The organism is Burkholderia sp. PvR073 (assembly GCF_054055695.1).
The window spans coordinates 439,578-457,989 of sequence record NZ_JBSRXO010000002.1 but is presented as its reverse complement, the minus strand read 5'-3'; the positions used below and the strand labels follow the sequence as shown (position 1 = coordinate 457,989).

At 67.7% G+C, this 18,412-nt stretch carries 17 protein-coding genes; 8 read left to right on the top strand and 9 right to left on the bottom strand.

Going from position 1 to position 18,412, the window contains the following annotated elements:
- Positions 1-201 precede the first annotated feature (201 nt).
- Complete coding sequence (locus tag ACVK00_RS09240) at positions 202-1,755, top strand: methyl-accepting chemotaxis protein (RefSeq protein WP_284895365.1); 1,554 nt, start codon at positions 202-204, stop codon at positions 1,753-1,755.
- Between the two features lie 105 nt (positions 1,756-1,860).
- Here ACVK00_RS09240 and ACVK00_RS09235 read toward each other — a convergent pair whose 3' ends face one another.
- Positions 1,861-2,538: a response regulator transcription factor gene (locus ACVK00_RS09235; RefSeq protein WP_228908131.1), complete on the bottom strand. Its 678-nt coding sequence runs from the start codon at positions 2,536-2,538 to the stop codon at positions 1,861-1,863.
- Positions 2,539-2,899: 361 nt separating this feature from the next.
- Here ACVK00_RS09235 and ACVK00_RS09230 point away from each other — a divergent pair, with 361 nt between their 5' ends.
- The gene (locus ACVK00_RS09230) at positions 2,900-3,391 is read left to right on the top strand and encodes a hypothetical protein (RefSeq protein WP_284895366.1); all 492 of its coding nucleotides are present in this window, start codon (positions 2,900-2,902) and stop codon (positions 3,389-3,391) included.
- A gap of 110 nt (positions 3,392-3,501) precedes the next feature.
- Here the strand turns inward: ACVK00_RS09230 and ACVK00_RS09225 are convergent, their stop codons facing one another.
- The 7 genes from ACVK00_RS09225 to ACVK00_RS09195 all read right to left on the bottom strand — a co-directional run bounded on the left by ACVK00_RS09225 (position 3,502) and on the right by ACVK00_RS09195 (position 11,500).
- Positions 3,502-4,863: a sigma 54-interacting transcriptional regulator gene (locus ACVK00_RS09225; protein ID WP_435521286.1), complete on the bottom strand. Its 1,362-nt coding sequence runs from the start codon at positions 4,861-4,863 to the stop codon at positions 3,502-3,504.
- A gap of 169 nt (positions 4,864-5,032) precedes the next feature.
- Positions 5,033-5,617 (bottom strand): hypothetical protein, encoded by a 585-nt coding sequence (locus tag ACVK00_RS09220; protein ID WP_228908134.1) that lies wholly within the window; start codon positions 5,615-5,617, stop codon positions 5,033-5,035.
- Between the two features lie 155 nt (positions 5,618-5,772).
- Positions 5,773-7,338, bottom strand: a complete 1,566-nt coding sequence (locus ACVK00_RS09215; protein ID WP_284895368.1) for a chemotaxis protein CheA — start codon at positions 7,336-7,338, stop codon at positions 5,773-5,775.
- Between the two features lie 44 nt (positions 7,339-7,382).
- Positions 7,383-7,664 carry a hypothetical protein gene (locus tag ACVK00_RS09210; protein WP_228908136.1) on the bottom strand — a complete coding sequence of 94 codons (282 nt, stop codon included), beginning with the start codon at positions 7,662-7,664 and terminating at the stop codon, positions 7,383-7,385.
- A gap of 76 nt (positions 7,665-7,740) precedes the next feature.
- On the bottom strand, positions 7,741-8,331 hold the full coding sequence (locus tag ACVK00_RS09205; RefSeq protein WP_228908137.1) for a hypothetical protein: 591 nt from the start codon (positions 8,329-8,331) through the stop codon (positions 7,741-7,743).
- A gap of 111 nt (positions 8,332-8,442) precedes the next feature.
- Positions 8,443-8,769, bottom strand: a complete 327-nt coding sequence (locus ACVK00_RS09200) for a hypothetical protein (protein WP_228908138.1) — start codon at positions 8,767-8,769, stop codon at positions 8,443-8,445.
- 1,804 nt (positions 8,770-10,573) lie between these two features.
- The gene (locus ACVK00_RS09195; RefSeq protein ID WP_284895369.1) at positions 10,574-11,500 is read right to left on the bottom strand and encodes an AraC family transcriptional regulator; all 927 of its coding nucleotides are present in this window, start codon (positions 11,498-11,500) and stop codon (positions 10,574-10,576) included.
- A gap of 180 nt (positions 11,501-11,680) precedes the next feature.
- On the opposite strand from ACVK00_RS09195, the gene ACVK00_RS09190 reads away from it, so the two are divergent.
- Together ACVK00_RS09190 and ACVK00_RS09185 are read left to right on the top strand one after the other, a co-directional pair.
- The gene (locus ACVK00_RS09190; protein WP_012366480.1) at positions 11,681-12,142 is read left to right on the top strand and encodes a (2Fe-2S)-binding protein; all 462 of its coding nucleotides are present in this window, start codon (positions 11,681-11,683) and stop codon (positions 12,140-12,142) included.
- 2 nt (positions 12,143-12,144) lie between these two features.
- A complete protein-coding gene (locus ACVK00_RS09185) occupies positions 12,145-14,355 on the top strand; it encodes a xanthine dehydrogenase family protein molybdopterin-binding subunit (RefSeq protein ID WP_284895370.1) in 2,211 nt (736 codons plus the stop codon).
- A 100-nt stretch (positions 14,356-14,455) separates the two neighbouring features.
- Here the strand turns inward: ACVK00_RS09185 and ACVK00_RS09180 are convergent, their stop codons facing one another.
- The gene (locus tag ACVK00_RS09180) at positions 14,456-14,593 is read right to left on the bottom strand and encodes a hypothetical protein (protein WP_284895371.1); all 138 of its coding nucleotides are present in this window, start codon (positions 14,591-14,593) and stop codon (positions 14,456-14,458) included.
- 381 nt (positions 14,594-14,974) lie between these two features.
- On the opposite strand from ACVK00_RS09180, the gene ACVK00_RS09175 reads away from it, so the two are divergent.
- The 4 genes from ACVK00_RS09175 to ACVK00_RS09160 all read left to right on the top strand — a co-directional run bounded on the left by ACVK00_RS09175 (position 14,975) and on the right by ACVK00_RS09160 (position 18,364).
- Positions 14,975-15,373 (top strand): winged helix-turn-helix domain-containing protein, encoded by a 399-nt coding sequence (locus ACVK00_RS09175; protein ID WP_006754334.1) that lies wholly within the window; start codon positions 14,975-14,977, stop codon positions 15,371-15,373.
- A gap of 367 nt (positions 15,374-15,740) precedes the next feature.
- Complete coding sequence (gene sctQ, locus ACVK00_RS09170) at positions 15,741-16,886, top strand: type III secretion system cytoplasmic ring protein SctQ (RefSeq protein ID WP_284895372.1); 1,146 nt, start codon at positions 15,741-15,743, stop codon at positions 16,884-16,886.
- Between the two features lie 3 nt (positions 16,887-16,889).
- Positions 16,890-17,564, top strand: coding sequence for a type III secretion system export apparatus subunit SctR (sctR, locus tag ACVK00_RS09165; RefSeq protein WP_166726763.1), 675 nt, complete (start codon positions 16,890-16,892; stop codon positions 17,562-17,564).
- On the top strand, positions 17,561-18,364 hold the full coding sequence (locus tag ACVK00_RS09160) for a lytic transglycosylase domain-containing protein (protein ID WP_284895373.1): 804 nt from the start codon (positions 17,561-17,563) through the stop codon (positions 18,362-18,364). Before sctR ends, ACVK00_RS09160 begins: the two co-directional genes overlap by 4 nt.
- Positions 18,365-18,412: the final 48 nt, after the last annotated feature.

Genomic DNA, 18,412 nt, shown 5'->3' with positions numbered 1-18,412 from the left:
TGACACGCAACCGTCATCGCCCGACAGTATAGCGACGGAAAATATGTATATGCATAGATGACCGCACCGCGCTCGCTGGTATCGAGCGGCTGCCGTTTCTAAGGGATTTCCCGCCTACGGTCATGCGCGTGGCGTGCCGTCAAAGACTTATCCCGTCACGCCGTTCCGGCGCGCTTGTTCGACCGACCGACCTCACTACTCATGCGCACCCTTTCCCTGAACCAGAAACTCGCCTCGATGATCGTCATCCTGTGGCTCGGCCTGCTCGTGATCGCCGGCGTCGGCGCATGGCAGACGCGCGCGTCGATGATCACGGACCGCCGCGACCAGCTGGCGTCGCTCGTCGCGCAGGCCACGAGCGTGACCGACCACTACTACAAGCTGTCGCAACAGAACTCGTTGCCCGAAGCTGACGCGAAGCAGAAGGCGCTCGAGGTGATCGCCGCGATGCGCCACGGCACCGACGGCTACATCTCGGTCAACGACTCGAAGCCGGTGATCGTGATGCATCCGATCAAGACCGACCTCAACGGCAAGGACGTGTCGAATTTCGCGGATCCGAACGGCAAGCACCTGTTCGTCGAGATCGTGAAGGCCGGCAACGCGGAAGGCGGCAAGGGCTTCGTCGAGTATCTGTGGCCGAAGCCGGGCGCCGACAAGCCGCAGGACAAGACCAGCGCGGTGCAGCGCTTCGCACCGTGGGACTGGTATCTCGTGACCGGCATGTACATGGACGACGTGCGTTCGGCGGTGCTCGCGAGCGTGGGCCGCTGGCTCGCGATGACGGCCGTGCTCGGCGCGATCGCGACCGTCGTGATGGTGATGGTGCTGAAAAGCGTGCGCGCGAACCTCGGCGGCGAGCTCGAGGTCGCGCTCGACGCCGCGCAGCGTATCGCACAGGGCGACCTGACCGCGCGCGTGAACGTGAAACATGACGACCGCGGCAGCCTGCTGCATGCACTGCATACGATGCAGAGCGGGCTGATCGACATGGTGGCGCGCGTGCGGATGGGCACGGAGAACATCAACGTCGGCGCGAGCGAGATCGCGTCGGGCAACACCGACCTGTCACAGCGCACCGAGGAGCAGGCAGCCGCGCTCGTGCAGACCGCGTCGAGCATGGACCAGATGACCGCGAACGTGAAGCAGAACGCGGACAGCGCCGCCCAGGCCGCGACGCTCGCCGGCCAGGCCGCGCAGGTCGCGTCGCGCGGCAGCGAGGTGGTCGACAATGTCGTGCGCACGATGAACGAAATCACCGACCGCTCGCACAAGATCGGCGACATCATCGGCGTGATCGACGGGATCGCGTTCCAGACCAACATCCTCGCGCTGAACGCGGCCGTCGAGGCGGCGCGCGCCGGCGAACAGGGCCGCGGCTTCGCGGTGGTCGCCGCCGAGGTGCGCTCGCTCGCGCAACGCTCGGCGACGGCCGCGAAGGAGATCAAGTCGCTGATCGTGTCGTCGAACGAAACCGTCGAGCACGGCGCGACGCTCGTCACGCACGCGGGCGAGACGATGGCCGAGATCGTGCAGTCGGTGCGGCGCGTGAACGAAATCCTCGACGAGATCAGCCATGCGTCGCGCGAGCAGAGCGCGGGGATCGAGCAGGTCAACCGGGCGGTGGGCGAGATGGATCAGGTCACGCAGCAGAACGCGGCGCTCGTCGAGCAAGCCGCGGCCGCCGCGCATTCGCTGCGCGACCAGGCCGAAGCGCTGCGCGACGCGGTCACGCGATTCGCATTGCCGGCCTGACATCGATTCCATCGATTCCATCGATTCCGCCGATCCCGGCGGATTCCCCCTGACGGGCCGGCGCCGCGCGGTACCGGCCCTGCCCGGCCCGCGCTGCTCTCGCGCCTACCCCGCGCCGACCGGCTGGCTCACGCTCCCGGCGCCGCCGAACCCGAGCCCGGCCGCCCGCTGGACCAGCTCGATGTCGTTGGTCACGCCGAGTTTCTTCATCGCGCTGATCTTCTGCGCGCTGACCGTCTGCTTCCCCTTGTTCAGCCGCTGCGCGATCGTCTTGATCGGCACGCCGGCCAGATAGAGGCGAATCACCTCGATTTCGCGCGTCGACAGCTTCACCGGCGGCTGGTCGTGTTCGGCGAGCGCCTCGAGCGCGCGCCGGACGAGCGGCGACAGGTAGCGCCCGCCGCTGTAGCTCGAATGGATCGCGGTGACGATGTGGCCGACGTCGTCGAACTTGCTGACGAGGCTCGCGCCGCCTCGCGCGAGGATCGAGCGGAAGATCACCGGATTCTCGTTCCCGACCAGCGCGACGATGCCGACGTTCGGGCGCGAGCGGCGTAGCCAGTCGAACAGCGCGAGGCCGTCCATCTGCGCGTCCTGGCCGATCGCATAGTCGACCAGCACGATGTCGCAGTCGATGCGGCCGAGCGCGTCGACCAGTTCGCCCGGGGTCCGGGAGACGCCGACGAGATCGATCGCGCACGCATCGCCGGCAATGTGCTCCATGCCCGCGAGCGTCAGCGGCCAGTCGTACGCGAAAACAGTGCGAATACTGAATTTCCCCATGCGCAGTTTCCAGAAGGTTCGCCGGGCCGCGCGGCGCGGAATGCGTGCGCGGCCGGATCGGCGTTGAATGACGTTCGAGATATTTTTATCCCGAACGTTATTCTAGGAAGCGGCGCGCGGCCGGGATATCGGACGGTGTATAGATTGGCCTGCGGGAACGTAATACGAGTTTGATATTTGCGCCGGTCCGACCATTCGGCGGCTGCCTGAGTCGGCCGGATGGCCGACATTGCGGGCGGCGCGGGCCGCACGGACGGCCCGCGGGGTAAAATTGCGGCCTTTGCATGCCACTCCGGGCGACCGGCCGTGGGCAGCGCGCCGCTCCCGGCCGCGCGCCCCGCCCGTTCGCCGCGCTTCCTCCATGACCAAATCCGATCTGCAATCCGACGACACCACCATCCACCAGGACGGCCTCTGGCACGACAACGGCTGGACCGCCCGCATCATCAAGAACGAGGACGACGACGGCTGGGCCGTCGAGATGATCAAGGACGGCGAAGCCGAGCCCGCGCTGGTCGGCCCGTGGACGATGGGCCGCGACAAGAAGAACCCGAAGCCGATGGACGCGAACGCGTTCCGCACGCTGGTGAAGACCGCGACCGAGGTGCTGATGCGTCACGAGCAGCAGCGCCGCGCGATGCTGCACAAGGAAGTGACGGTCCAGGGCGACGACGGGCAGGATGTGTCGGTGACGCTCGACATCGTGCCGGACGAGTTCGAGCCGTATGCGCAACTGAAGGCGTTCGACCCGTACGGCGAGCTGCTGGCCGACGCGAAGGTGTCCGCCGGGTTCAAGCTCAACAAGGCCAGCGCCGCGCGCTGGGTCGAATCGGGCTTCGAACGGCCGGCCTGACGCCACGGGCCACGGGCCACGGGCTGGCGGGCTAGCGGGCGGGCTGGCGAGCCGGCGGGCGGGCCGGCGGCCGCGCGACGCCGCGCCGCGCCGCGCGGGCGTAACCGGCATCAGCCGTGCAGGCCGTGCGCGATCATCAGGCGGTACAGCGTCGCGCGCGAAATCCCGAGTTCCGCCGCGACGTCGGCGTGCTGGTGCCGATGCCGCAACAGCGTTTCCTCGATCGTCTGGCGCTCGGCCTGCCGGCGCGCCTCGGCGAGCGTCGGCGGCCGATGTGACGTGTACTGGCTCAGTTCGAGATCGACGGCCGAGATCAGCGGGCCGTTCGTCATCACGACCGCGAAGCGGATCCGGTTGATCAGTTCGCGCACGTTGCCCGGCCACGCATAGTTGTGGATCGCCTCGATCGCGCACGGCATGAAGCCGCGAATCCGGTGCGAGCCGTCGTCGCGATAGCGCCGCAGCACGTGGTCGGCGAGCAGCATGATGTCGCGGCCGCGCGCGCGCAGCGGCGGTTCGTCGATACGCAGCACGCACAGGCGGTAATACAGGTCCGCACGGAACCGCCCCGCCTGCATCGCGGCCTCCAGATCGACATGCGTCGCGGACACGATCCGCACGTCCACCGCAATCGACACGCGCCCGCCGAGCCGCTCGATCTTGCCCTCCTGCAGGAACCGCAGCAGGCTCGCCTGGCTCTCGAACGGCATGTCGCCGATTTCGTCGAGAAACAGCGTGCCGCCGTGCGCGGCCTCGATGCGGCCGATCTTGCGCTGGTGCGCGCCGGTGAACGCGCCGCGTTCATGGCCGAACAGCTCGGCCTGCAGCAGCGTCGGCGGGATGGCCGCGCAATTCACGGCGACGAACGGCGCGTCGGCGCGCGACGAATGCTGGTGGATCGCCGCCGCTGTCAACTCCTTGCCGGTCCCGGATTCGCCGGCGATGAACACGGCGGCCTCGGTGTTCGCGACCTTGCGGATCGTCGCGAACAGGCGGCGCATCGCGCCGCATGCGCCGATCATCGCACCGCCGGGCGGCGCGGCATCGACGGCCGGTTCGCTTTCCACCAGTTTCAGCATCCCGTACGCATGGCCGACGAGATAGCCGATCGTCGTGCAGGCCGTCGCATTGCACACATAGTCGAAGCAGCACTGGCGAATCATGCGCGCGACGGTAGCGTCGCGCAGCCGCTCGTCGTCGGCGAGCGCGACCCAGCCGATACGCGGATCGCGCAGCAGCGCCTCGAACGACGCGACGTCGGGGGGCGCGAAGTCGTCGAAATCGACGATGCCCGCGTGCAAGCGGTTCGCCTTGACGAGATTGAGTGCGTCCGCAACGGATTTCGCACGCCACACGTTCCAGCCGCGCGATGCGAGACAGGCGATGAGCGCCGCATCGGGATGCTGCGACAGATACACGAGCGGGCGCGACAGCACGGTATGGGGACGCCGGAACGCGACGAACGGCGGCATGCATGCGGCCCGTTCGCCCTCCTGCGGGCCTGACAGTGTGATCGGGCAGTAATGGTTCACGATGGCCTCGCCGCTTAGGGTTGTCTGGCGGAGCGCGGCGCGAATCGGTGCGTGGCAGGCCTTCCTGCCCGCGCGCCGCGCTGCCGGCGTGTCCGCTCGGGAAAGTTCGTTATCGGCAGAACACGACGCGCTGCGTGTAGATCTGCGGTTCGACGGCGGGTCGCGCGGCCTGGTTGAGGTCTTCGCGATAGGTGCGGTAGGTCCTGCCGTTGACCGTCACCTCCGTCGCGGACGCCGTCTCGATCGTGTTCAGCCCGTTGCGTTGCCAGTCGCTGACCTGCGCCGACGCGGACAGGTTCGATTCGCCCGCGATCTTCTGCGTGATCGCGCTGCTGTCGTTCCACGGCTGCGTCCGCATGTCCTCGGCGTGCTGCATCGCGCCGACCGTCTTGCCGGTCGGGACCGGCCCGCTTTGCGCTTCGAACGGCGCGCCGCGGCCGTACACCGGCGATTGCCACGACGGTGCGTGCCCTTCCTCCGGCATCATGTAAATCATCTGCGGGTCGCCGACCATCATCATCGGCACGCATCCGGTGTTGTCCGGGCGGCCGAGCGTCGTCAGCGCCTGCTGAACGCTCGCGGCGTTCGCGAGGTTCTGCTCGCTCAGGATGACAAACACCGCAGGATTCTGGAAAACCGACTGCGCGGCGGCTTGCGTGCCGTACAGCAGCAGAGCGATCAAAAAGATCCTCATGATTGAGGCCTCCTTGTACCCTCGTCAGGCAAAAAGAGGTGTTGGCCTCGGGGATGGGACCAACACCCGTCAAACTTGCGACGTGCGTCGCGCAGCGGACCCGGCGGCTCCCGTGCGCCCGGCATGCCGGTCGCGCGAGAGCCGGGCCCGCGTGCTTACGACGACGTGCTCGTCGAGATGATGGCCGGAGCCGGCATGGCCGGCGCGGCCTGCTGGTCGACCGTGGCCGGCGCCGGCTCCTTCGCCGTGTCGGAACCGGCCGGCATATCGGCGGACGACGCAGGCGCGACTGCGGATTCGACCGCGTCCGTCGCCTTCGCGTCGACCACCGGCGTGTCGGCAACGGCCGCCGCCGCCGCGGGCTGCGCGACCTCGGGCGCGGGCGCTTCGGCTGCCGCCTGCGCAGCCGGTTCGACAGCCTTCGCTTCGGCCGCGGGCGCTGCTGCGTCGACTACCTGCGGTGCGGCGTCGGTCGCGGCCGCCGGTGCCGCTTGCGCGGTGTCCGGCACCTTCGCGTCGGCGGCCGGCGCGGCCGCGGCTTGCGCGGTGGCGTCCGTTGCGGCCGGCGCGGGTTCCGGTGCCTTGTCGGCCACTGCCGGCGCGGGTTGTTCCGGCGCCTTGTCGGCGACGGCAGGCGCGGCAACGATGGCGGCGGCAGGCACCGCGCTCATCACGGCCGGTGCGACGGAAGGCGTGGCGCTCAGCGCCGGTGCTGCGGCAGCAACCGGTGCGACGGCAGGCGCGGCACTCACCGCCGGTGCGGCCGCGGCAACCGGTGCGACTGTGGGAACCGGCACGGCGGCAGGCACGATGGCAGCCGCTTGCGACGCCTTCACGGCAGCCGCTTGCATCGCGGCAGGCACCGCGCTGACGGCCGGCGCGGCGATCGACGGCGCGGGCACCGACACCGGTGCCGGCGCCGCCTGGACCGCGGTGGTCGCCACCGGGCGCGTCTGCGCGGGCGCCGGTGCAGCGCCATCGAGCGGCGGCAGGCCCATGCGGTTGCGCACGATCGGGTCGCGATACTTCACGTCGTCGGCCACGGTCGCTTCGACGGAAGGCGCCACGTTCGAGCGCGCGAGCGGCGCGGTCGTGCCCGGGCACAGGTGCCCGGTCGCTTCCACCGCGCGCCGGTTCGCATCGCTCTGGCAGAGCAGCGCGAGCGCGACGTCGGTCAGCCCCATCGCGCGGAATTCACGCGCATCGAGACGACGCACGCAAGCCTGGTCGACCAGGGTCGTGCCACCCGTCGCGCCGAAGCCCGGGAACGACACGCCGACGCTCACCGAGCCCATGCAGGTATCGGACAGCGTGGTCGTGAGGCCCGGCGCCTGGATCGCCGGGTTCGTCTTGATCGTCTGGGTACCCGAATAGTTGACGTTTTCCGCCGCCTGGGTGTTGTACGGGCTGGTGCCGGGCGTGCCGGCCGCGAGCGAGCTCGTGCTCTGCGGCGTCACGCTCGAGCCGCCACTCGTGGAAGACGGCATCGTCAGGTTGACCTGGACGCTCGAATTGCCGCTGCCCCGAATCCCGCTGCTGCTCGTGGCATTGCCGCCAGTCGTGGTGTTGGTGTTCATGCTCGCCCCGCCCCCGAGGCTGACTGCCGTCGACGATGTGGACGACTGCGCACTTGAAGTCGAGTCGGCTGTCTGCGCTTGGGCACCCATCGTGGCCATCGCGAACATCGCCGCGCATGCCACCTTGATCTTGTTGCTGTTCATTTCATTCTCCGGACGAGGTTTGACCTCCCACCCAGGCAACCGTGCTACTTCCCCTGAATTCCTTCAGATTTGCCTGCTTCCCCGAACTGCTTCCAGCCGCTACCCAGCTGGGACCACGAGCCGCCCGACATACCCGGCCATTGCGGCCCCCCTGGCGCACCGATGGCACTGCCCGACGAAAGCGCTTGTTGTTGTGACGGTTTGGTTGCCTGGTCAGGGTTGTTTGACGTCTGCAAATTCGATTGCACGTCGTCGGCAGCACGGTCAGCGCCATATGCCGTCAGAGACGCGAGCATCAGAGCGGCGGCAATCAGTTTCTGCTTCATGCCAACTCCTTACGGTGACAACAAGGCGATGAAAGAGACCAGCGTCGCTGGGAAACTGGTCCCCCCAGCACCCGAATCAAGGACTGCCGGCGGTCGCACCGGAGCTGCCCTGACTGCCGCCCGATGCGGACGGCGATCCGGCCGGACCGGTACCCCATACAGTCGACGTGTTGTAGTGGTTCGAGCCCGCAACCGTTCCCGACCAGCCACTGCCCGTCATCCCTGCGGCACCCGCGTTGGCAACGCCGCCGTCGTTCGCCCCGGTTGCCGTGTAGTGGTTCGCGCCCAGTACGATCGTGGCGGTCACCCCTCCCGACAGCGCATTGGCGTTCTCGCTCGTATTGCCGGTTCCACCGAACGAGCCTGCGGCACCGATACCGCCGCCTGCCGCGAACGCGCCCCCGTTCGAGCCCAAGCCGCTGGCCGTCGAAGTCGAGTCGTGATAGGCGGTTGCCGTGCCGGTGGATCCAGCGGGTGTCACGGTACTTCCCGCGTTTGCGCCCGCTACCGAAGTCGAGTTGCTCGTATAGCTGCCGGTGCCGACCAACACCGAACCCGAGACACCTGTTGCAACGGATTGCGTCTGGTTGAAGGTCGACGGTCCGGACGCCAGGACGGCCGACGACAGAACGGTGAGCGCTGTCGCTAAAAAGACGTTGGCTTTCATAGCAATTCCTTGCTGTGAGGAAGGTCGGTGGCGAGGGCGCCGGGCCCGCCCTCGCGGGACGAAACCCGGCATCCGTGCCACCACTCCATGACGACCGCTATGCGCCGCGGCTTAGTAGTGATACATCGTCCAGCCGGTCGAGCCGGCAGTCGCGCCGCTCGAGCCGCCGGCTTGTGCGCCGCCAAAGCCGAAACCGCTCACCGTCGACGTGTTGACGTGGTTCGTGTACGAGATCGAGCTGCTCGCACCGCCACCCGCCGTTGCACCGGCTGCGCCGAGTGCCGCGCCAGAGTCCATGGCCGTGAATGACCCGTTCCCGGCAACACCGGCCATCGTCTGGCCGCCGCTCGACGACATGCTGGACGAAACCGTGCCGCTCGCTGCAAACGCTGCACTCGAAACCACCATCACTGCTGCTGCAATCAGAAGCTTCTTCATGGTCGACTCCATAACGGCGTGGACGGAACAAGCAAGGAAAGCTGCACGCCTTCAACTTCCCTGCCTTGAGCAATCCTCATAAATAAGGATCACTATCTAATTACAAAGAATCGATTCTCGCGAATCCGACACCCGGTAATTTTTGGCCAGTCGAAGTTTAGGTTCGTATTTTTTAGTTTTCCGAACTTTTTTATAAACGTTTTCGATAAGGCTTATCGATTTTCAACTACCAGAAAACAAATTGCGTCACGCACCCGAAAACAGGAATTCACCGTTCCGGATTAGTCGCTTTCGAAACTCGCTCACGCGGCATGCCGGCACACGGCGTCCGCTTCAGCAATCGAAAATGCGTGAATAGTGTTATCCACCGAAAATGCAGTGCCATTGAAACCGTGCGCGTCATCGCGGCGATTACGGGCCTGCATGACAGTCAGATGGCATCGTTTCTCCCTGAGCTACCGATCGAATATCTTCCCGGCAATCCGGCCGACGGTCGTTTGAATTAGTCCAGCCGGCGCCGGTGTTTTTCCGGCGCGATCGAGACGGCCCTGCACGGTCGAAGATGAATCGGCGTCAAGCTGTCCGGCACGAACAGCCTGGTCCATCCGGGGGAACGGAGCGAAGATGAAGAGGGGCGCCGTTGTGGGCCGGTCGTCATGCGCAACGACAGGTTCGCCAGCGCGTGCAACGCGCGGAAGCCGGGAAACGGGCAGCGACGAACCCGCGAGGCTGGCACTGCATCGCGAGTCGTACTACACCCTGTCCGACTACCCCAAGGGTGCGCAAGGAATGCGCGAATCAAGCTGCTGCTTGTGGTCTTCATCACTGTTTCCCCGACTGCTTATTGACGAGTTGACCGCCCCCCATCTTCGATGCATCTGGTCGACCGCTCGCCGGTGTAACCCATATCGCAAGCGGCATGCCATGCGTGATTCCACCGATGGTTGCGCGTCGCATGCCGTCCGCTGCGCCAGGATCTGTCGCCGGGAATCGCATTTTTTGTTTCAGGAATGTATCGCGGTGACCGTCGGCAGCCTGCGCCGCTCGTTGAATGCCGCGCAGCAAGGCTGGAAAAGACGGACGAATGCGGCCCGCGGGGCCTCCTGCAGGGGGCGGCGAACGGGTGTTTCAACCTTGCGAAGCGCACCGTCGAACATTCCGGCCGAGGGGCGCTTCGGCCCCTGCAAACCGCCTGCCGCAGCCCGTTCGACCGCGTTCCCGTGCGCGAAAAATCATGAATCGAAGCGCGCGTCACACGGTTCGGCGGGGCCGTCGCGACGGACATCGGTACGGTTGCCGATGTGCGCACCCGCCACCGCGCAACGCGATTGATTCATCCATGAAAATACCGACGGGATCGAGCGTCGATCAACCATGCAAAACGCGTGGAAAAAACGGCTCGCACGCCGCCTGCATATCGGGGAAAAAAGACGCCACGCTTGGCGCACGAACCCCTCAACATGCTTTATCGAATTCGACTACCTGCATTCCATTCGCCTGCATTCAATGCCGATAACCATTTGATTTCATTGCCGGGATGGCGACACGCGATACGCGCGAGAAACATTTCCGAAGTGATATCGATCGCGAATCCCGTCACCGAAACATGTTCGTACCACGCTCGATCTACGCGGAAGGTTCGTCATTGCGCGATTTTTTTGCACGTTTCGACCGGTCGGCCCGCATCCGGGCGGCAGTTGCCGCATCCGTCCGCCCGCCTGCGGGATGCACGCGTGAAACGGAAGTTCGTGCGCGGCCCGCGAGGGAGTCGGGCTCGCCGCAATCGAAATGACCGGCGCCGCCGCTAGGTGCCGAGCAACTCCTTCTTGCGCAGGTGCACGACGTCTCGCATCGGCGGTGCGCCGAACAGCCGGCTGTATTCGCGGCTGAATTGCGACGCGCTTTCGTAGCCGACTGCCGCGGCCACCGAACCGACGTCGCCGCCCTGCCGCAGCAACAGCCGCCGCGCCTCGTGCAGCCGCAGCTGCTTCTGGTACTGCAGCGGGCTCAGCGTGGTCACGTGCTTGAAGTGATGGTGCAGCGACGACACGCTCATGTTGACCGCCTGCGCGAGCGTGTCGACGCGCATCGGCTCCGCGTAGTGATCGCGGATCCACTCGATCGCGCGCGCGATCCGGTGCGTCTGGCTGCCCGCGACGGCCATGTGCCGCAGCCGCGTGCCCTGCCCGCTCGTCATCAGCCGGTACAGCAGTTCCTTCTCGATCAGCGGCGCGACCACTGGAATATCAGCCGGAGTATCGAGCAGCCGCAGCAGCCGCAGCGCGGCATCGAGCAGCGGCGGCGTCAGCTCGGCGAGCGCGATGCCCTCGCCTTCGGGGCCCGCTTCGGGTTCCGGCAGCCGCATCTCGGCCGCGAGTTCGACGATGCGCTGCAGATCGAGCGTCAGCGACAGGCACAGGTACGGCGCATCCGGCGATGCCCGCGTGACGCGCGAGAGAACCGGCAAGTCGATCGACGTAATCAGGCAGTTCTGCGTGTCGTATTCGTAAGTCTGGCCGGCCACCATCACGCGCTTCGCGCCCTGCGCGGCGATCACGAGCGCGGCGCGCGACACGCCGCAGCCGAGATCGACCGGACGCGTATGCCGGTGCAGCATCAGCGCCGGCACGGCCGTCGAGTGGGAGCCGTCCGCCGGCGCGAAACGGCCGATCAGCGACGCCAGTTCGCGCCGCCCGGATTCGCGCGACGCCGCGATATCGGTCATGTCCATGACGGATTCCTCGCTTCATTTCCCTGAATCGCGGGAGCATAGCGAATCGCTTGCCGCCGTGCCGGGGATTTGCAGGATTGTTCAATAAATTTGCAGGATTGGGTAGACGTAAAAACCGACCGTTCGCGCACACTGCCACCTGATCCGGCGGATGCCGGGTTTTCCCCACGGAGACAAAAAATGCCCACCACGTTTGTCCTGAACGGCAAGAGCGTCACGCTCGACGCCGATCCGTCGATGCCCGTCCTCTGGGCGATCCGCGAGCACGCGGGGCTGACCGGCACGAAATTCGGCTGCGGCATGGCGCAGTGCGGCGCCTGCACGGTCCACCTGGAAGGCCAGGCCGTCCGCTCGTGCGTGCTGCCGCTCGCCGGCGTCGCGGGCAAGCACGTCACGACGATCGAAGGCGTGCAGAGCAAGCCCGCGCAGGCCGTGCAGGCCGCCTGGGTGAAGCTGCAGGTGCCGCAGTGCGGATATTGCCAGTCCGGCCAGATCATGTCGGCCACCGCGCTGCTCGAACAGAACCCGAAGCCGACCGACGCGGACATCGACGCCGCGATGAACGGCAACCTCTGCCGCTGTGCGACCTACGCCCGCATCCGGGCCGCGATCCACGATGCGGCCGCGACGCTGGGAGCCTGACCATGACGATCGAACTCGACAACCCCGATTCGGTGCGACCGTCGCGCCGCACGTTCCTGAAGGCCGCGGGCGCCGCGGCCGCCGTCAGCCTGACGATCGGCTTCGAATGGGCCGGCCTCGGCCGCCGCGCGCTCGCCGCGACGGCGCCCGCCGCCGACTTCGCGCCGAACGCATTCCTGCGCATCACGCCCGACGGCAAGGTCACCGTGATCGCCAAGCACGTCGAAATGGGCCAGGGCGCGTACACGGGCATCGCGACGATCGTCGCCGAGGAGCTCGACGCCGACTGGTCGAGCGTGCGCGTCGAAAGCGCGCCGGCCGATGCGAAGCGCTATGCGAACCTCGCGTTCGGCACGATGCAGGGCACGGGCGGCAGCTCGGCCATGTCGAACTCGTGGCAGCAGTTGCGCGAAGCGGGCGGCAAGGCGCGCGCCATGCTCGTGTCGGCCGCCGCGGCCCGCTGGAAGGTGCCGGCCGGCGAGCTGACCACCGCCAACGGCGTCGTCACGCATGCTAAGAGCGGCAAGACGGCCACGTACGGCGCGCTGGTCGCCGACGCGTCGAAACTGCCGGTACCCGACAAGGTCACGCTGAAGCAGCCGGCCGACTTCAAGCTGATCGGCCATCGCATTCCGCGCGTCGACGCGTCGGCCAAATCGAACGGCACCGCGCAATTCACGCTCGACACCACCTTCCCCGGCATGCGCGTCGCGCTGCTGCAGCGCCCGCCGCGTTTCGGCGCGACCGTCAAGTCGTTCGACGCGACGGCCGCGAAGGCCGTGCCGGGCGTGGTATCGGTCGTGCAGGTGCCGGGCGGTGTCGCGGTCGTCGCGACCGGCTTCTGGGCCGCGAAACAGGGCCGCGACGCGCTGAAGGTCAATTGGGACGAAGCGAACGCCGAGAAGCGCGGCTCGGACGAGATCATGCGCGAATACCGGCAGCTCGCCAGCAAGCCCGGCACGTCGGCGCGCAAGGACGGCGATGCCGACGCGGCGATCGCGGGCGCCGCGCGCAAGATCAGCGCGACCTACGAGTTCCCGTATCTCGCCCATGCGCCGATGGAGCCGCTCGATGCGGTCGTCAAGCTGACGGCGAACAGCTGCGAGATCTGGGCCGGCGACCAGTTCCAGACGGTCGACCAGGGCAATGCCGCCAAGGTCGCGGGCCTGAAGCCCGAGCAGGTGCGGATCCACACGCTGTACGCGGGCGGCAGCTTCGGCCGGCGCGCGAACGCGTGGTCGGACTACGTGGTCGAGGCCGTGTCGATCGCGAAGGCGCTCGGCGCGGACGGCAAGCCGGTCAAGCTGCAGTGGACGCGCGAGGACGACATCCAGGGCGGCTTCTATCGCCCGATGTACTTCCACAAGCTCGATGCGGGGCTGAGCGCCGACGGCAAGCTGGTCGGCTGGCGCCACCGGATCGTTGGCCAGTCGATCCTCGCCGGCACGCCGTTCGAGGCGTTCATGGTGAAGAACGGGATCGACGCGACGTCGGTCGAGGGCGCGGCGAACCTGCCGTACGCGGTGCCGAACGTGTCGGTCGAACTCACCACCACCAAGGTCGGCCTGCCCGTGCTGTGGTGGCGCGTGGTCGGCAGCTCGCACACCGCGTATGCGGTCGAGGCGTTCGTCGATGAAGCCGCACACGCGGCGGGCAAGGATCCGTACCTGTTCCGCCGCGACCTGCTCGCGAAGGAGCCGCGAATGCGCGCCGTGCTCGAGCTGGCCGCGCAGAAGGCCGGCTGGGATCCGGCGAAACCGCTGCCGAAGGGCCGCGGGCGCGGGATCGCGGTGGCCGAGGCGTTCAAGAGCTATGTCGCGCAGGTGGCCGAGGTGTCGGTGGACGCCGACGGCAAGGTGAAGGTCGAGCGCGTGGTGTGCGCGGTCGACTGCGGGATCGCGATCAACCCGGACATCGTCGCCGCGCAGATGGAAGGCGGCATCGGCTTCGGGCTCGGCGCGGCGCTGCACAGCGCGATCACGCTGAAGGACGGCCACGTCGAGCAGCGCAACTTCGACGGCTACCACGTGCTGCGGATGGCGGAGATGCCGAAGGTCGAGGTGCATATCGTGCCGTCGGCGGAGGCGCCGACCGGCGTCGGCGAGCCGGGTGTCGCGCCGATCGGGCCAGCGGTCGCCAACGCGATCTTCGCGGCGACCGGCAAGCGGCATTACGTGCTGCCGTTCGATTCGGGCGATAACGCGAAGGCTTGACGGGTAGGTGAAACGCCGGCCGTGTGACGGGAACGTCGCGCGGCCGGTTTTTTGTGCCGCGCTGCCGCCCGCCGCCCGCGACGCGATCGCCACGGATCGCTCATTCCTGTTCGACTTCCGGCCAAAGCTTCGGGAACAGAAATCGAAGTGCCGCAAGCAGCAACCCGAAGGAAAGCTCGCCGCGGTGCGAGTCGGGTTTGATGTAGGGTTGAATGTAGGGTTTGGAGTCGCCAGTCATGTCGACTTATATCCATGATTCATATGCGATTTCCATTTCATGGAGTCGGGTGGAATGTAGGGTTCCACGTCGGGTTTATTTGGCCGAACTTGGCGCAGGCCGAGACGGCACTGCGGCGACCTCGTCATCGGCTCGTCCCCACGTTACGCCGCCCGTAACGCCCGTAACGTTCCCGATCGATGCTACGTAACAATCCTTCAATGTTGCTCGGACCCTTCCGCAGCCCGCCGCGCGGCCCACGTTAAAAATTCTTTTAGATTCAACGCTGGCGGGCCGCCCGCCCCGCTCCCACCCTCCGTCGTTGCCCCACACACCCTCCCTGGCCCGGAAGTTGCGGTACATGACCCGCAAACACTCCTTTACGGACATGCGAGGGCCACCATGGATTGCAAATACCTGTACATCGACAACATAAAAATCAACTTCGTGCGCCGCACGATAGAAATCGACAACAAAATCGTCGACGTCACGCCGCGCGAATTCGATGTCGTCGAATTCCTGCTCGACAACATGAACAAGATCGTGCCGCGGCAGGCGATCCAGGAAGCGGTCTGGGGCCGCGAGCTCGGCGTGTCGTCGCGCACGCTCGACACCCATATCTCGCGCATCCGTTCAAAGCTGCAGCTCGATCACGACAAGAACCTGCGGATCATCCCGATCTATGCGGTCGGCTATCGGCTGGTGCTGTTCGGCGCGGCCATGACGCACGTCGAGCGCCACGACGCGGCGCCGATCCTGCGCGCCGCGCCGCAGTCGGCGCTGGCCGCCGACTACGCGTAACGCGTAGCGGCTCACCCGCGCGCCGCCATCGCGCGGCGCGCCGGCAAGGCTCCCGTTGCGCGCCGCGCGTGCGGCATGCAGCGCCTCGCGGCCCGGCACGCCTGCCGCACCTCGCCTCGATACGACACGACCGCCGCCTCCGGGCGGCGGCCGCATTTGCGCGGGCGACGCCGCGCGCGGCCACGCCGCCGCGCAACAGGCTTCGTAGCTCGCCGCCGCCCGCGCGGCCCCCGCACACATGCGACTACGGATTCCGGCGCGGCACACGGCCGGCGCCGTCCCTACAATCGACGCAGCAGCCGCGCGCCCCGGCGCCGCCGGCCACAACAACCCGTCGAACCAACGCCGAATCCGCCCTGATCCCGCCGTGCCTGCGCTGTCCCTGACGAATGCCGACGCCGGCGACGCCGCGAACCGGGCTCCGCCCGCCGCCGCCACCCCGGCCATCGCCGCGGTCGCGCTCGACGCGTCGCCCTATCTGCCGCGCGTGTCCGCCGCCGCCGCGCGCGGGCTGTCGCATGCGTACGGCGCGACGGCCGCGGTTCCGGTCATGCTCGGCGAACACGCCTACGAGGTGCGCTGGCGCGTCGACGCCGAACCGGCCGCCGACGCCCATGCGTACCGCTTCGTCATCGGCCCGGCCGCCGGCACGCTGTGGATCGATCCGGTCGCGGAAAACGAGTGGCTCGGCGACGCGGCCGACCCGGCCGTGCCGGCCGTGATCCGCGCGGCGCTGCTCGCCGACCTCGCCGCGCCGCTTGCCGCCGTGCTGCAGGCCGCGACGCGGCAGCGCGTGGAATTGCTGCCGCCGCCCGCGAGCGTGCCCGCGTGGCGCACCGCGCCGGCCGCGCTGCGCTTCGAGTTGCGTCGCGCCGACGGCGCGTGGCGCTGCCATGGCGCCCTGCTGTTCGATGCGCCGGACGCGCTTGCGGTGTTCTTCGCGACGCCGGCGGCCACGCGAGCCGATACGCGCGCCGCGTATGCGAGCCTGCCGGTGCCGCTGGTGTTCGAGATCGGCCGGACCGAGTTGACGATGGCCGAGCTGGCCGACGTCGTCGGCGGCGACATCATCGCGATCGAGCACTGGCGTGCGCACGAGCAGAACCTGCTGTGCGTCGCGCGGGTGCCGGCCGCGCCGGCGTGGGAGATCACCGGACGGCCGTCGGGCAACCGGCTGACCGTCGAACGAATCAGGGAGATGCCTTTGGAACCGACCCGCACCGACACCCCGTCCGCGGCCACACACGATGCGTCGACGGACGATGCGCCGCGCTCGCTCGACGGCCTCGCGGTCGACCTGCGTTTCGAGTTGCCGCCCACGTCGATCCCGCTCGGCGAACTCGGCGCGCTGCAGCCCGGCGCGGTGATCGAGCTGCAGCAAGGGATCAACCAGAGCGTGATCCATCTCGTCGCGAACGGGATGCTGATCGGCACCGGCCAGTTGATCGCGGTCGGCCAGAAGCTCGGCGTGCGCGTCGTCACGCTGACGCAGCCCGCGCCGCGCGAGCGCTGAACGATGGGCAACCTGCCGAATCCGGTCGCGCTGATCGCGGTGATCGCCGCGCTCGGCATCGCGCCGTTCGCGGCGCTGATGGTGACGAGCTATACGAAGCTCGTGGTCGTGCTCGGCCTGCTGCGCTCCGCACTCGGCATCCAGCAGGTACCGCCGAACCTCGTGCTGAACGGCATCGCGCTGATCCTGTCGCTGTTCATCATGGCGCCGGTCGGGATGTCGATCCGCGACGCGCTGCAGTCTCGCCACTTCGATGCAGCGGGGCAACTGTCGACCGCCGATATCGGCGTACTCGCCGATGCCGCGCTGCCGCCGATCAAGGATTTCCTGGTGTCGCATACGCGGCAGCGCGACCGCGAATTCTTCGTGCGCACCGCGACGTCGGTCTGGCCGAAGAATCGCGCGGACGGCATCAAGGACGACGACCTGCTCGTGCTGGTGCCGAGCTTCACGCTCGCCGAGCTGACCAAGGCGTTCCAGATCGGCTTCGTGATCTATATCGTGTTCATCGTCGTCGACCTGCTGGTCGCGAACATCCTGCTCGCGCTCGGGATGCAGATGATCTCGCCGACGACGATCTCGGTGCCGTTCAAGCTGCTGCTGTTCGTCGCGCTCGACGGCTGGTCGCTGCTCGTGCACGGGCTCGTGATGTCGTACCGCGTGGCGGGGGCGGGATGAACACGCGCGGCCCGCGCTCCGCCGTTGCGAGCCTGTGCGCGCTGGTCACGACGCTCACACTGGCGCTCGCATGGGCGGGCCTGCAGCCGCGCAACGCGCACGCGGCCGGTAGCGCCGCAGGCTTCGCGCAGCTCGCGCGCGCCTGCGCGCCGAACATCGACCCCGACACGCTCGCCGCGCTGGTGCGCACCGAGTCCGGTTTCAATCCGTATGCGATCGGCGTGGTCGGCGGCCATCTGACGCGTCAGCCCGCGTCGCTCGACGAGGCGCGTGCGACCGCGAGCGAGCTGGCCGCGCGCGGCTTCAGCTACAGCGTCGGCCTCGCGCAGGTGAACGAGCGCAATTTCGCGAAATACGGCCTCGACGACACGACGATGTTCGAGCCGTGCCGCAACCTGCGTGCGGGCGGCGCGATCCTGACCGAATGCTTCGCGCGTTCGTCGAACACCGGCCGCCCTGCGCAAGCCGCGTTGCGCGCGGCGCTGTCGTGCTACTACAGCGGCAACTTCACGACCGGTTTCTCGAGCGGCTATGTGAGCCGGGTCGTCGCGAGCGCGCAGCGCAATGCGCGCGAAGGCGGCGTCGAGCCGATTCCCGTGGTGCGCGACGTGCCGCCGCCGGCGCGGCAGCGACGCATGGACGCGGCCGCCACCACGCCGCCCGAACGCGCGCGCCGGCTTGCGTCGCCCGCGGCATCGGCCGACGCGCCGTCGTGCCATGCGCGCCCGGTCGTGATGATGTGCCGCGGGTTGTCGGCAAGCCAGGCGAGGCGGCTGTGCGTGCGGTGTCTCGATCAGTGAGCGGCGACACGACACCGGCGTGACACCCGCGTAACGCGCAGGACATGA

Bases quoted from the DNA above. Each gene is read 5' to 3' on its own strand.
- ACVK00_RS09175 (WP_006754334.1), top strand. From the start codon at position 14,975: ATGGATTGCAAATACCTGTACATCGACAACATAAAAATCAACTTCGTG.
- ACVK00_RS09210 (WP_228908136.1), bottom strand. From the start codon at position 7,664: ATGAAGCAGAAACTGATTGCCGCCGCTCTGATGCTCGCGTCTCTGACG.
- ACVK00_RS09200 (WP_228908138.1), bottom strand. From the start codon at position 8,769: ATGAAGAAGCTTCTGATTGCAGCAGCAGTGATGGTGGTTTCGAGTGCA.
- ACVK00_RS09220 (WP_228908134.1), bottom strand. From the start codon at position 5,617: ATGAGGATCTTTTTGATCGCTCTGCTGCTGTACGGCACGCAAGCCGCC.
- ACVK00_RS09205 (WP_228908137.1), bottom strand. From the start codon at position 8,331: ATGAAAGCCAACGTCTTTTTAGCGACAGCGCTCACCGTTCTGTCGTCG.
- ACVK00_RS09180 (WP_284895371.1), bottom strand. From the start codon at position 14,593: ATGACTGGCGACTCCAAACCCTACATTCAACCCTACATCAAACCCGAC.
- ACVK00_RS09160 (WP_284895373.1), top strand. From the start codon at position 17,561: ATGAACACGCGCGGCCCGCGCTCCGCCGTTGCGAGCCTGTGCGCGCTG.
- ACVK00_RS09215 (WP_284895368.1), bottom strand. From the start codon at position 7,338: ATGAACAGCAACAAGATCAAGGTGGCATGCGCGGCGATGTTCGCGATG.
- ACVK00_RS09235 (WP_228908131.1), bottom strand. From the start codon at position 2,538: ATGGGGAAATTCAGTATTCGCACTGTTTTCGCGTACGACTGGCCGCTG.
- ACVK00_RS09195 (WP_284895369.1), bottom strand. From the start codon at position 11,500: ATGGACATGACCGATATCGCGGCGTCGCGCGAATCCGGGCGGCGCGAA.
- ACVK00_RS09240 (WP_284895365.1), top strand. From the start codon at position 202: ATGCGCACCCTTTCCCTGAACCAGAAACTCGCCTCGATGATCGTCATC.
- ACVK00_RS09230 (WP_284895366.1), top strand. From the start codon at position 2,900: ATGACCAAATCCGATCTGCAATCCGACGACACCACCATCCACCAGGAC.
- ACVK00_RS09190 (WP_012366480.1), top strand. From the start codon at position 11,681: ATGCCCACCACGTTTGTCCTGAACGGCAAGAGCGTCACGCTCGACGCC.
- ACVK00_RS09185 (WP_284895370.1), top strand. From the start codon at position 12,145: ATGACGATCGAACTCGACAACCCCGATTCGGTGCGACCGTCGCGCCGC.
- sctR (WP_166726763.1), top strand. From the start codon at position 16,890: ATGGGCAACCTGCCGAATCCGGTCGCGCTGATCGCGGTGATCGCCGCG.
- ACVK00_RS09225 (WP_435521286.1), bottom strand. From the start codon at position 4,863: ATGCCGCCGTTCGTCGCGTTCCGGCGTCCCCATACCGTGCTGTCGCGC.